The organism is Litorivita pollutaquae (assembly GCF_003205515.1).
In the GTDB taxonomy this organism is placed as follows: Bacteria; Pseudomonadota; Alphaproteobacteria; order Rhodobacterales; family Rhodobacteraceae; genus Litorivita; species Litorivita pollutaquae.
In genome coordinates this window covers 79,763-92,715 of record NZ_KZ826481.1, presented here as the reverse complement: position 1 = coordinate 92,715, position 12,953 = coordinate 79,763, and the positions used below count along the sequence as shown (strand labels likewise).

General features: G+C 58.9%; 8 protein-coding genes and 1 tRNA gene. 4 read left to right on the top strand and 5 right to left on the bottom strand.

Translation table 11 applies throughout. The features are described 5' to 3' along the window. Nucleotides 1–118 precede the first annotated feature (118 nt). The gene (locus DI396_RS16655; RefSeq protein ID WP_110794207.1) at nt 119–718 is read right to left on the bottom strand and encodes an RNA polymerase sigma factor; all 600 of its coding nucleotides are present in this window, start codon (nt 716–718) and stop codon (nt 119–121) included. A 294-nt stretch (nt 719–1,012) separates the two neighbouring features. On the opposite strand from DI396_RS16655, the gene DI396_RS00420 reads away from it, so the two are divergent. Continuing rightward, a complete protein-coding gene (locus DI396_RS00420; protein WP_235851689.1) occupies nt 1,013–1,279 on the top strand; it encodes an EF-hand domain-containing protein in 267 nt (88 codons plus the stop codon). A 117-nt stretch (nt 1,280–1,396) separates the two neighbouring features. On the opposite strand, the gene DI396_RS00415 is transcribed toward DI396_RS00420, so the two are convergent. Both DI396_RS00415 and DI396_RS00410 read right to left on the bottom strand, forming a co-directional pair. Continuing rightward, nucleotides 1,397–1,867, bottom strand: a complete 471-nt coding sequence (locus DI396_RS00415) for a disulfide bond formation protein B (RefSeq protein WP_110794205.1) — start codon at nt 1,865–1,867, stop codon at nt 1,397–1,399. A 25-nt stretch (nt 1,868–1,892) separates the two neighbouring features. Further along, a complete protein-coding gene (locus tag DI396_RS00410; protein WP_110794204.1) occupies nt 1,893–2,471 on the bottom strand; it encodes a YqaA family protein in 579 nt (192 codons plus the stop codon). Between the two features lie 291 nt (nt 2,472–2,762). On the opposite strand from DI396_RS00410, the gene DI396_RS00405 reads away from it, so the two are divergent. The 3 genes from DI396_RS00405 to DI396_RS16650 all read left to right on the top strand — a co-directional run bounded on the left by DI396_RS00405 (nt 2,763) and on the right by DI396_RS16650 (nt 10,731). Then, nucleotides 2,763–4,016 carry a flavin-dependent oxidoreductase gene (locus DI396_RS00405; protein WP_110794203.1) on the top strand — a complete coding sequence of 418 codons (1,254 nt, stop codon included), beginning with the start codon at nt 2,763–2,765 and terminating at the stop codon, nt 4,014–4,016. A gap of 113 nt (nt 4,017–4,129) precedes the next feature. Then, nucleotides 4,130–4,213 (top strand) — tRNA-Leu (locus tag DI396_RS00400). Between the two features lie 1,037 nt (nt 4,214–5,250). Next, nucleotides 5,251–10,731 carry a Hint domain-containing protein gene (locus DI396_RS16650; protein ID WP_110794202.1) on the top strand — a complete coding sequence of 1,827 codons (5,481 nt, stop codon included), beginning with the start codon at nt 5,251–5,253 and terminating at the stop codon, nt 10,729–10,731. 287 nt (nt 10,732–11,018) lie between these two features. On the opposite strand, the gene DI396_RS00390 is transcribed toward DI396_RS16650, so the two are convergent. Together DI396_RS00390 and DI396_RS00385 are read right to left on the bottom strand one after the other, a co-directional pair. After that, nucleotides 11,019–11,612: a nucleotidyltransferase family protein gene (locus DI396_RS00390; protein ID WP_110794201.1), complete on the bottom strand. Its 594-nt coding sequence runs from the start codon at nt 11,610–11,612 to the stop codon at nt 11,019–11,021. A gap of 25 nt (nt 11,613–11,637) precedes the next feature. Further along, complete coding sequence (locus DI396_RS00385; RefSeq protein WP_110794200.1) at nt 11,638–12,951, bottom strand: HlyC/CorC family transporter; 1,314 nt, start codon at nt 12,949–12,951, stop codon at nt 11,638–11,640. Nucleotides 12,952–12,953: the final 2 nt, after the last annotated feature.

The window sequence follows — 12,953 nt, the reverse complement described above, 5'->3', positions numbered from 1 at the left end:
ACTCCGCAAGACCGGCTGCGCCGATCTGCGTGACCGCGACGCCGTGCGGCGGATCCGGATCTGTGACCTGCCGGCTCGGGCTGTGCGGCTTTGGCTGCTGGCTTAGGGCGCGCGGCGATCAATCTTCTTCGGCGAACAGCGCCGTCACCGGGGCATCGGGCGGCAAATCCAAGGCGCGCCGCAGCGCGATGCGCCCGCGCGCCAAACGTGACATCACCGTATTTTTGGGCACCCCCAGCTTTGCTGCCAATGCCGCCGGGCTGCTTTCGCCTTCTGCCACCAACCGCAAGACTTCGGCTTGTTCGCGGGGCAGGCGGGCCATCGCCGCACGCACCTCGGCGCAGGCCAGCGTGCGAAACGCCGTAGGCGGGCAGGGGATCATATCAGGGTTGATTTCGCTGCCGGCCTCGTGGGGACGGCGTAGGCGGCCACGGCTGCGTAGGCCGTTGCGCAGCGCACTCCTTGCATAGGGGCCCAGATCGTCGATCTCTGCCCCGCTGCGCATCCGCGCCCATATGCGCAAGGCGGTGTCCTGCACCACCTCTTGTGCCAGATCCGGCGAGCCGGCCAGGTGACGTGCCAACCGTTCCAGATCGGGAATAATCGCCGCCAGTTCGGCGGGCAGGTTACGCACCGTGGACGGTGCTTCGGCACCGGCGCAGGGGGCGGTTAGAGAATCCGGTGATGTGTCTATCGGTTTTGAAATCACGGCTGTCATGTCTTGGTCCTCCGGGTGTGCCACTGGCCAATAGATGGTCCAATTGCAGCGCCTCGACCAGATGGGGTGTTTCCGCCGCTCACGGCAAGTCGATGAAAACAGGCGGTTTTCGGCGGCAATTCGCCAATTGGCAGGCTCCGGATCGGCGGCGCGTCGCAAATTTGTGGAAAGCGCATCCGGCAGCGGGACGCAAATGCACCGGCCTGCGTCCTGCAAGGGTGAAGGCGGCCAAATGGCGCCTTTGCCCGCCCCGGATGGCGGCGGGCATCTGTTCAATTTTGTAAGGAAAACCAAATGAAAAATCTGATCGAAACCACCCGCCTGACCGCTCTTGCTCTTGCCGCTATGGGCGCCATGACATTGCCCGCCATGGCGCAAGAGGCCGCCGAGATCGACGCCAACGGCGACGGCGTGATGACCCTTGATGAAGTGCAAGCCGTCTATGGCGATGTAACGGCCGAAAGCTTCTCGGCGGCGGATGAGAACAAAGACGGCGCATTGGATGATGACGAAATGGTTGCGGCACAAGAGGCCGGCATTCTGCCGAAGCCCGCCGAATAACCCGGCCGCAGGCATAGGGGCCGGCTCACAATCCCCCAGATGCCTCCCGGTCCCGACGCAGCCCCGTGCACCATTGGTGCGCGGGGTTGTTTTATATCAAGGTGTTAAGTGTCGATCTTAACGCGATGCTTTCACGGCCATTCCCCAGATGGCGGCCAATCCCAACGCCGCGAGCATGTTCCAGCTGGCCATCGACAGGCCAAACATTTCCCAAGGCACCTCATCGCAGCGCACAAGGGGCGCGGCCATGATTTGATCGAAAAGCTCGCTGGCAGATTTTCCCGCCGCGCCCGAGGAGGTGCATGTCGATGGCCCCTCCCACCATGCGCGTTCGACGCCCGTATGATAGAGCCCCACCGCCGCCGTGCCGAGCGCCGCCAAAGCGCCCAAAGCCGGCAAGGCGCGGCCCGGTATCATCATCGCAAACGCTCCGATGGCAATCGCCGCGATATGCGGATAGCGTTGCCAGATGCAAAGTTTGCACGGGGCCATGCCCCCGATATATTGAAACCCGAGCGCCGCGACCATCAAAAGGGCAGATCCGCCGGCGGCCAGTATAATCAATTGCTTGCGGTTTAAGCTTAACATCGATGATCTCCCGAGTTGCACCGGATCAGAGGAATTTCAGCACATAGAAACCGCCGATCAACGCTGCCATGAAGAGCGTGAACATCATCCCTAAACGCTTTTCGATAAAGTCGCGGATCGGCGCGCCGAATTTGTACAGCAGCGCCGCGACAATAAAAAACCGCATCCCCCGTGCCAGAACCGAAGTTGCCATAAACGTCGCAAAAGGCATCGCTGTCCACCCTGACATGATGGTGATAACCTTATAGGGAAAGGGCGTGACCCCGGCAGCCAGAACCGCCCAGAAGCCGACATCATTGAAACGGGTGTTGAAGGCCTCCATCGCTTCTGCTTTGCCCATGGCGGCAAGGATCGGCTGGCCGATACTGTCATAGGCGAAGGCGCCAATGGCATATCCCAACACCCCGCCCAGAACCGACGCCACCAAGGCCACGCCTGCGATAATCCACGCCCGATGCGGCGCGGCCAAAATCATCGGGATCATGATCACATCCGGCGGGATCGGAAACACCGAACTTTCTATAAACGCCACAAAGGCCAAGACCCAAAGCGCATGGCGGTGGTCGGCCATTGTGAGCGTCCAATCATAGAGCCGCCTGATCATCCGGTTGTGTCCTATCGTGTTGTATGCTCGTCAGTGGCCCATGACGCGACGGGCTCTGCATCCGGCGCGGCGCGCAGCGCTCTGCACGGTTTATGTTCTTAGCGCACAGGCGAGGGGGCAAGGTCAAGAGCTGAGCCGCTCGGGTTTTCCGGCGCGCGATCATACAACGACCGTTGCAGCAGGGGTTCAATTGGGGCAAATATCTTGTGATGAATGGTTGTCTGAGTTAATTAGTTAGTGCGCCTTGCCCTTATAAGAGGCCGCAAGTGTGCTGGTTTAGGGGTAAATGTTATGACCGTATTGATCGCAGGGGCCGGCATTGGCGGGTTGGTATTGGGCCACTCGCTGCATCAATTGGGCGTTCCGTTCCGAATTTTCGAAGCCGTGCCTGCGCTGCGTCCGATGGGTGTCGGGATCAATTTGCAACCCCATGCGGTGCGCGAAATATATGACTTGGGCCTTGAGGCTGAAATCGACGCGCTCGGGTTGCGCACCGAAGAGGTGGGGTATTACAGCGCCCAAGGCGGTGAAATCTGGCGCGAGCCGCGCGGTATGTTGGCCGGTTACAAATGGCCGCAATATTCGATCCACCGCGGCAAATTGCAAATGATGCTTTATGATACATTGGTTGCACGCGCAGGCGGGCAGGCGGTGATCATGGGAGCGGCGCTGAAAGAATGGCGCGAGACATCCGACGGCATCGAAATCGAGCTTGAGGATCGCGACACCGGTGTCAGCAGGGGGCGGATTGCCGGTTCGGTCCTTGTGGCGGCAGACGGGATCAATTCAGTGGCCCGGGCCAAGCTATACCCCGATGAAGGCGCGGCCCATTGGGGCGGGGTGATGATGTGGCGTGGCGTGACCCGCGCGCCCAATTACGCCTCTGGCCGGACCATGGCGGTGATCGGACAACGGGCGGCGAAATTCGTCTGCTATCCGATTCAGGATTTTGGCGATTGCACCTGTTTGATCAACTGGATCGCGGACCGGCAAATGCCCGCGAGTTATGATTGGCGCGAACAGGACTGGAATCGCAGTGGCGATGCATCCGATTTCATTGATGGTTTTGAGGGGATGGTGTTTGATTGGCTGGATGTGCCGTCTCTCATCCGCGAGGCCGAGGGGATATGGGAATATCCGATGGTGGACCGCCACCCCTTACCAAAATGGAGCCAAGGGCGGGTGACCCTTTTGGGCGATGCGGCCCATGCCATGTATCCGATCGGATCGAATGGCGCGAGTCAGGCGGTTTTGGATGCGCGCGTTTTGGCGCGCGAGCTGCGCGATTCTGGGCGGGGGCCGCAGGCATTGCTGCGCTATGAGGAGCTGCGCCGCCAGGCGGTGAATGCGCTGATTTTGGCAAATCGCGGCGATGGCCCTGATAAAGTGTTGGATATCGTCGCGCATAAAGCCCCGCAGGGCTTCGGCGCGGTTGATGATGTGATGAGCCGTGCCGAGTTAGAAGAGGTTGCGGGCACCTATAAAAAACTGGCCGGAATGGATGTGGCGGGGTTGAATGCACGCGGCCCGTTGATCCCGATTTAGCACGGGCACAGGTGACGGCACGGCAGTTTGTTACATTTTGTGCATAAATCCGGCCGTTTGAGCATTTTTGCTCTTTTCGCCGTGCGCCGAGCACGCTAAACCCCCCGCAGGCTGCCCAAGTGGCGGAATGGTAGACGCAGGGGATTCAAAATCCCCCGCCGCGAGGCGTGCCGGTTCGAGTCCGGCCTTGGGTACCAGCAGCCTGTTTTGTATGCATTTTGGATTTTCCATTTGTTGCGGAGCGGCCGGAAGCGCCGCAAACCGCGCCGAAGCGCATCGGCACCGCGCCCGCCGAGGTCGAATGTGGCGCGCTTTTCTTTCAATTGATTTCTTTCGCATGAGACGGATCGGATTTGCCGGATCTCCGGCATGGCAAGGCGGGCCTGTGCAAGATTAGCCGCGTCGTCAGGCTCCGGTTGCTGCACGCTAGGGGAGCTTTTTCGCACCTCTGTCAAGCGGAGGTTGTGGGGCGTATCAAGCCCGCTGAACTTGCCTGCCGTCAAATTTTGATAAAATTGATTCGGTAAATTGCCGGAGACATTCCACAAATTCGGCAAAATCCTGCGGCAATTGCGGCTTTGGTTCCAATATGGAAATATTGGGTGCCTCTTCCTTAACCAATTGTGAAGATTTCAAGGCGGCGCATGCCTGTGCTGTTCTGTTTCTCAAGGTGAAACAATGGACGCCAAAGCGGCACGCCCTCTGTGCATGGTTAACATGATCTTAAACACTGTTTTCAAGGAATTTTGTGACTCCCCTAGGGGGCAGGCGTCGAAACAAAAGCGGGTCAATTGGGCGGGTTTACCCTCCCAAACGGTAGAGAATTGGTAACGAAGATGAAGGCACCGCTCACCATCGTAAGATTTTCCCCTTTGTCGCGGGATAAAGGCTCGGGTAAAAGAGTAGGTGCCCAACTGGGGGGTACAAATTCTAGGCCACGGGGGCGGCCGCACCATTGATCCATGCGCTGCTGCATGGGGATTGAAGTGTGCGTCCGCATTCTCCTGCCAAACGGCAGGTGGACCACATTTAATTGAAGAGTGACTGTCAGCTGTGCGGCTGTCGTCGGTCTTTTTCGCGCGCCATATTGGTGCGTGCTTCTCTCCCCATCCCGGCGCAAAGGCGTGAATTTCATGCGGTTGTTCGGCCGTCAAAACGCGTCAGGGTAAGATTTTAGACCCCCACTTTTTGGGGTGTCCTTGACGCGATTTGCGTCTTGGGAATGGAGAGAGCAATGACTTTTTGGTGGCTTTGGCACAATCATGGCACACATCACGGTGGCGGTGATCCTGTAGATACGTCTGACAATGATTTTGATGCCCCGAATGCAGATAATTTAATCGGTCTGTGGGATTTTACGGGGGGGGCTGAAACGCTCGACACCGGGTTGGCCGATGATATTGCCCAAAATGGCGATCTCCACTGCGGCGCGACAATCTCTGATGGCGCGCTGCGCCTTGACGGATACGACGACCGTTTCGAAGTGCGCGGCGCAGACGCCCCCTTTGACGCAGACGCCGGAACGATCATGGTCGAGTTCACCCAAACCTCCCATGTCGGCACCAGCCCTGATACATTGGTCAACCGTGGGGAATGGTGTGACCGCGATACCGAAGGCTATTTCAACATTCAGGTGACCAATGATGGCGCCGTCGAAGCCATGCATTATTCGAATGGTGAAGTGGTGTCGCTCTCCACCGCCGACCATTTCTTTGATGCAGGCGATGATGTGCGCGTGGCCTATTCCTGGGATGCGACCACCGGCGGCACATTCGTCGTTGAAAATGTCACTGACGGCACATCCTTCTCTCAAGACTTCGCAACCACTGGCCTTGATATGGCCATTGGCGATGATGACGATGAAAATTTCACCTTTGGTGCACGTGAATATAATGATGGCCAATACGACCATTTTTTCAAAGGCGATATCAATTATGTCGCAGTGTTCGACAAGGATGTGGTTAACGGCAACGACGGGATCGTTGAAGGCACCGAAGGCGATGACCTGATCGATGTGGCTTATACCGGCGATCCCAATGGCGACATGATCGACAACAATGATGCTCTGTTGCCGGGCGAAGCCCCCCAGGACGATATCGTCACCGCAGGCGATGGCAATGACACGGTGCTGGCCGTCGAAGGCGACGATGAGGTGTACGCAGGCGACGGCGACGATTCCGTTTCGGGCGGCGCAGGCGATGACGTAATCTATGGCGATAGCAACTTGCCCGGACCGTCCGGCGATGCGGGTGCATCGGTCCGTGAAAGTTTTGAATGGGATCTGGCGCCGGATACCGGTTTACTGTCCTTCGGTGCCATCGATAACGGCGACACTCTAAGCGGTTTCACCCAAAATACCGGCAATGTTGATGTAACCTTCTCGGTGGCCGGCAGCCATTACTTCCCTGAAACCACCTTTTCGACCGACCAGCAAAAAGTGCATTCGATCGATACAGACGGTCAGACCATTGATGGCACTTCGTCGCTCAGCTCGACGCTGAACCTGCGCAACGAATGCGTCGATTACGCGCTTGGGTTCTCCGCGCCGGTCAGTGATATTTCCTTCCGCGTCAATGACATCGACCATGACAGCGAAGTCGTCATCAAAGCCTATGATGCCGCAGGCAACCTGCTTGATGTGAACATCACCGCCGGTGCCGGCGTGACCCTGACCGATGAAGACGGCGCGGGCGGGGATGAGACCGCCAACAGCAATGGTGGCTCCGGCGCGAATACCGATCCGGATCATTCGATTCTTGTAAATATCGCGGGTCCCGTGGCCAATCTGGTCATCACCCACAATCAGACCGGGTTCAGCGACAGCGAAATCCATATCACCGATGTCTATTTCGATGTGCCGGTGGAGGATGCGGGCGATGATTGCGCCACGGGCAATGACACGCTCGACGGCGGCGACGGGGACGATGCGCTTTATGGCGAGGCGGGCGATGACCTGCTGATCGGCGGCGCGGGCAATGATACCTTGGTGGGGGACGGCGAGGTGCCCACCGGCCCTGTTGGCACGGTGGATGCGAAGATCCTCGATTGGACCAGCGTCGGCAGCGTTGCGGATGGCACGGTGATTGATGCGGGCGGCGTGAATGTCACGGTTGGCTTTACGGCCCAAGACACCGGCGCGACCATCTCTACCAGTTCCGATGCGCAATATGTTGCGGCGGGCGAACCGATGACCGGCAACGGCGGTATCGAGCTCTATGGCTGTGGCGGCGAAGGCGGCGTGGACAACACCTCGACCACCAGCCTGACATTCAACGCCACCGATGCGCTTTATGCCGATGGGGCCACCGATGTGACCTTCCGTCTCAATGATGTGGATTTGGGCAACCTGACCGACCCGCATCTCGATATCGTAACGATCCGCGGCTATGACGCGGCGGGCAACGAGGTCGATGTGACCTTGACCCCCTCGGGCAATCAATTGGTCAGCGGCAACACTGTGACCGGTCTGGATGTGGATTCCGGCCTGCTCAATCCGACCGATGCCACAGGATCTGTTCTTGTCGAAGTGGCAGGTCCCGTGTCCCGCATCGAGATCGATTACGACAACGGCGAAATCACCGATCAAAAGATCTGGGTCACCGATGTGGCATTCAACACCATTGCCGCTGGCGACGACTGCATCGCCACGCCGGGCAATGATGTGCTCGATGGCGGCGAAGGCGACGATGTCATTATCGGCAACGAAGGCGACGATACCATCCTTGGCGGCGAAGGTGCCGACACCATGTCCGGTAATGACGACGCCGATATGTTCATCGGCGGCGATGCGGGCGATGTGGTCGATGGCGGCAGCGGCGGCGATGACAATGATACGCTGGATCTGTCGGAAAGCGGCCCGCTGCGCGTGATCAACCAAACCGTTGATGCAGACGGTAATTCCACCTCAGGCACCGTCGAATTCCTTGACGGCAGCGGTCAAGTCACCGGCTCCATGAGCTTCACCGAAATAGAGAACCTGATCCTGCCGGAGAACACAGGCCCCGTCGCGCAAGACGATAGCGCCAGCACCGACGAGGACACACCGGTGACCATCGATGTGCTTGGCAATGACACCGATGCGGATGGTGATGATCTGACCGTCACCGGTGCGACGTCGCCGAACGGCGATGTGACCATCAACCCCGATGGCACGCTGACCTTCGCGCCGGCGCCCGACTTTAATGGTGAAACGAGGATCACCTATACGATTGATGACGGGCAGGGCGGCACAGATACTGGCGAAGTCACCGTGACAGTTGCGCCGGTTAACGACGATCCAGTTGCCATCGACGATAGCGCCGAGACGCCCTTCGACACGCCGGTTGTCGTCGATGTGCTCGGCAATGACACGGATGTAGACGGGGATCCTTTGACCGTCACCGGTGCGACGTCGCCGAACGGCGATGTCACCATCAACCCCGACGGCACGATCACCTTTGATCCCACTTCGGGTTTCGAAGGCGAAGCGACGGTCGAATATACCGTTGCGGACGGGCAGGGCGGAACTGATACCGCGACCGTCATCATCACAGTGGGCGAGCAACCGCTTGACGGCATTGTTTCGGGCACCATTGGCGATGACTTGATCGATATTGCCTATACCGGCGACCCCGAAGGCGACATGGTCGACAACAACGATGAAATTCTGCCGGGCGAAGGTCCGAATGACGACATTATTCAAGCCGGCGATGGAAATGATACCGTTTATGCAGGCCAAGGCGATGACGACATCATCGGCGAAGGCGGCGACGATGTGATCTATGCCGACGACGGCGATGACAGCATCGATGGTGGCGAAGGCAACGATTCGATCCGTGGTCAGGAAGGCAATGACACCGTCATTGGCGGTCTGGGCGATGACACAGTGCGCGGCGGCGAAGGCGACGATATCGTCGAGGGCAATGAAGGCAACGACAGCATGGCTGGCGGTGTCGGCGACGACACGCTCCTTGGCGGCGACGGCAGCGATACGATGTCGGGCAATGAAGGCTCGGATAGTTTGGAAGGCAATGACGGCGACGATGTGATCCGCGCCGGCAATGACGATCCGAAAATCGACAACTACTTCCCGTTTGTCGATAGCCCGGATGCCGATCCCAATGACGACCGCGATTTTGTTGATGGCGGTGCAGGCAACGATACGATCACCACCGGCGATGATGCTGACACGATCTATGGCGGCACAGGCCATGATTCGATCGAAAGCGGCATTGACGACGATGTGGTCTATGGCGGCGCGGGTGACGATTACATCGACGGCTTCCACGGCAATGATTTCATCGACGGCGGCGATGGCGACGATACCATCGAGGGTGGGTTCGACACCTTCTCGGATTACGAGAATGACGATCCCTTCCCGGTGCCGGGCTATGCGTCGGATCCCGATCCCGACGACAATAAGGACACGGTCCTTGGCGGCGCGGGCAACGATCTGATTTCGACCGGCGATGATGCAGATAGCATCGAAGGCGGCACCGGCAATGATACCATCGACGGTGGCATCGATGATGATTATATCGACGGCGGCGACGGCGACGACAGCATCATCGGCGGTCATGGCTCCGACGAAATCTACGGCGGCGAAGGGAATGATTTCATCAACGCCGGCGATAGCACGCTGGCCTGGGGGCAAGCGCCCGACGATATCGATCCACAGCCGGAAAATGGCCGTGATTACGTCGATGGCGGTGCCGGGAACGACACGATCCTTGGCGAAGACGACGATGATACGCTTGTCGGCGGCGCCGGTGACGATGTGATCGACGGCGGCATCGACGAAGATTTGATTCTCGGCGGCGAGGGCAATGATTACCTCGATGGCGGCGATCAGGAAGATACTCTGGTGGGTGGGGCCGGAAACGACACCCTCATTGGCGGTGACGGCGCCGACGATATGGCCGGCGGCGATGATCGCGATACCTTCATTGGTGGCAACATCGGCGATGTCGTGGATGGCAATGAGGGCGGCGATGACTACGATACGCTTGATCTGCGTGGTTTGAACACGCCGAGCCAATCGATCAACGTGGTTTATGATCCAACCAATTCGGAAAACGGCACGGTCGAATTCCGCGACGGGTCGGGCACGGTGACGGGCACGATGACCTTCGCGAACATCGAGAATGTCATCCCCTGCTTTACACCGGGCACCGTGATCGCCACGCCAAAAGGCGAACGTCTGGTCGAAGAGTTGATGGTTGGTGACCGGATCATCACCCGCGACAACGGTATCCAAGAGATCCGTTGGCTCGGCAATCGCGGCCTCACGGGGCAAGAGTTACAGCATGCGCCGCATCTCAAACCGGTTCTGATCCGTGCCGGATCGCTGGGCAATAACTTGCCTGAGCGCGACATGCTGGTCAGCCCGAACCACCGTGTGCTTGTCAACAACGACAAAACGGCGCTCTACTTTGAGGAGCGCGAGGTTCTGGCGGCGGCGAAACACCTTACCGGGATGGCCGGCGTGGACGTGGTGGAGGCGTCGAGCACGACCTATATCCACTTCATGTTCGATCACCACGAGGTTGTCTTGTCGAACGGCGCATGGACGGAAAGCTTCCAACCCGGCGAGCAAACGCTTGACGGTCTTGGCAATGCGCAGCGGAACGAGATTTTCGAACTCTTCCCCGAATTGCGCAGCCAAGAGGGCATCGAAGCCTATCAATCGGCCCGTCGCTCGCTGAAGAAACACGAAGCGCGCCTTCTGTTGAAGTGATCGCATATGCAGCGTGGGGCTGGTGGTTTTAACCCATCGGTCCCCACTGAATATTCTGCCAGCGGCGCTGCCACGCTGCGGCAGAGTATCGGCGGGCCCCGATGGATGCTGTCGCAGGCTGTGCGGAAGCAGACATCGGGGTGTCGTCGTTTGGGGGCGGGCGACAAGGATTTGGCGCGCCGCTTGAGCGCCGCAGTGGTCGGATATATTCCTATACGGGCTGCGGGCGCGCTATGCTGTGCAAACACCCGCCGCAGCACCGGCAGTGCGCAGGGTGAAAACTGCGGCTACTGTTTTGCCCGCCATGCCGCCCACTCTTCGGGCGTGTCCAGATCAGTCAATGCGTGCTGCGCGGGCAGGGCAACGGTCAAAATATCTGTTTCCGCGTTTAAGATGGACCGCGCGCCCTGATCCCCTTGCAATGCAGATAGATCGTCAAAACACCGCGCCGGAAACACCACCGGATGTCCCGCTGTGCCATCTGTCGCTGCACCGCGTACCACATGACGTGCCATCCCGCCGGCAAAGGCCCGCAGGATTGCGGTCAAATCCGCTTGGCTGAGCTCGGGCATATCGGCGGGTAAAAGCATCACGCCCGAGGTGTCGACCGGCAAGGCCGCGACTCCGCAGGCGATCGAGCGCGCCATGCCCTCCGCTGCGTCCGGAACCGGTACGATCGTGACATCCAATCCGCTCAAAGCTGCCGCGCGCGGATGATCTGCAGAAGGCAGGGCGACAAAGACCTCCGATCCCGCCGCCAAGGCACGCGTGGTCAATACCGTCAACAACGGCGCGCCTGCGACCTCTTCCATTATCTTGTCACCGCCGCGCATCCGCGACGACGCGCCTGCCGCCAGTATCAGGATGGCAGCGGCGCTCATGGTGTTTTATCCCGCCTCGCCGCTGTCATAGGGGCCGTATCTTCAACCGCGTGATCCGGTTGTCTTTGCGCGCCGTAACCTCAAAGCGGAAACCGTGAAAGCTGAACACTTGGCCCACGGTGGGGATCATTTGCGCCTCGTGGATCACCAACCCCGCCACAGTGTTGGCTTCGTCATCGGGCAAAGCCCAATCCGTGGCGCGATTCAAATCGCGGATGGTCATTGCCCCGTCGATCAAAAACTGGCCGTCCTCGCTTTTGCGGATCAGATGGTCAACATCGGCGTCAAACTCATCGGTGATTTCGCCGACGATCTCCTCCAAAATATCCTCAAGCGTGATCAATCCCTGAAGCGATCCATATTCATCCACAACCATGGCGAAATGCGTGCGCCGGCGCAGGAATTGCCGCATCTGGTCGTCCAGAGTTGTGGTTTCGGGCACGAAATAGGGTTCCATCACCACTTGTTCGATTTTGAAGTCATCCATCGGCTGCGGTCCGCTGCCTTCGGCGGGCGCCAAGGCAAGCTTGTGCATCGCGCGCAACAGATCCTTGGCGTGGATCACCCCGATAATATTGTCCGGCTCGTCTTTGAATACCGGCAATCGTGTATGGCTGCTTTCGAGGCATTGCGTCAGAATTTCCGCCGGTTCGCTATGCGCGTTGATCATTTCGATCTGGCTGCGGTGAAGCATGATTTCCTCAACCGCACGTTCGCCCAAATCCAATGCACCAAGGATGCGATCCCGGTCTTCTTTTTCGACCACGCCTTCGGAATGCCCCAGATAAAGCGCGCCTGCGATTTCCTCGCGCACTGCCAGAATGTGGCTGTCGGGGTCGATTTGCACGCCGAAAAGCCGCAATACCCCGCGCACCAAAAGCCGCACGGCGCTGACAATCGGCGAAAACACCCGGATCACAACCGCGATGACCGGCGACACCCCGGCCGCCGCAGCCTCGGCATTGGTGATCGCATAGGTTTTCGGCAAGACTTCGGCAAAGACCAAAACCAACATTGTCATCACCAAAGTTGCCAAAGCTACACCGCTTTCGCCGAACGCGCGGGTGAAGATGGCGGTGGCCAAAGAGGTGGCCAGAATATTCACAAGGTTGTTGCCCAAAAGCACTGAACCGATCAACCGCTCGTTGTCATCGGTGATGTCGAGTGCCCGCGCCGCCCCTTTGGAGCCCTTGTCCGCCTGCGCACGCAATTTCCCGCGGCTTGCCGCCGTCAATGCGGTCTCCGAACCGGAGAAAAACGCCGACAATACCAGCAGCAATAGAATTGCCGCAGATGTGATCCAAAACGCCGCGTCGAGCTGCGTGAACGACTGTTCCATGA

Bases quoted from the DNA above. Each gene is read 5' to 3' on its own strand.
- DI396_RS16655 (WP_110794207.1), bottom strand. From the start codon at position 718: ATGACAGCCGTGATTTCAAAACCGATAGACACATCACCGGATTCTCTA.
- DI396_RS00420 (WP_235851689.1), top strand. From the start codon at position 1,013: ATGAAAAATCTGATCGAAACCACCCGCCTGACCGCTCTTGCTCTTGCC.
- DI396_RS00415 (WP_110794205.1), bottom strand. From the start codon at position 1,867: ATGTTAAGCTTAAACCGCAAGCAATTGATTATACTGGCCGCCGGCGGA.
- DI396_RS00410 (WP_110794204.1), bottom strand. From the start codon at position 2,471: ATGATCAGGCGGCTCTATGATTGGACGCTCACAATGGCCGACCACCGC.
- DI396_RS00405 (WP_110794203.1), top strand. From the start codon at position 2,763: ATGACCGTATTGATCGCAGGGGCCGGCATTGGCGGGTTGGTATTGGGC.
- DI396_RS16650 (WP_110794202.1), top strand. From the start codon at position 5,251: ATGACTTTTTGGTGGCTTTGGCACAATCATGGCACACATCACGGTGGC.
- DI396_RS00390 (WP_110794201.1), bottom strand. From the start codon at position 11,612: ATGAGCGCCGCTGCCATCCTGATACTGGCGGCAGGCGCGTCGTCGCGG.
- DI396_RS00385 (WP_110794200.1), bottom strand. From the start codon at position 12,951: ATGGAACAGTCGTTCACGCAGCTCGACGCGGCGTTTTGGATCACATCT.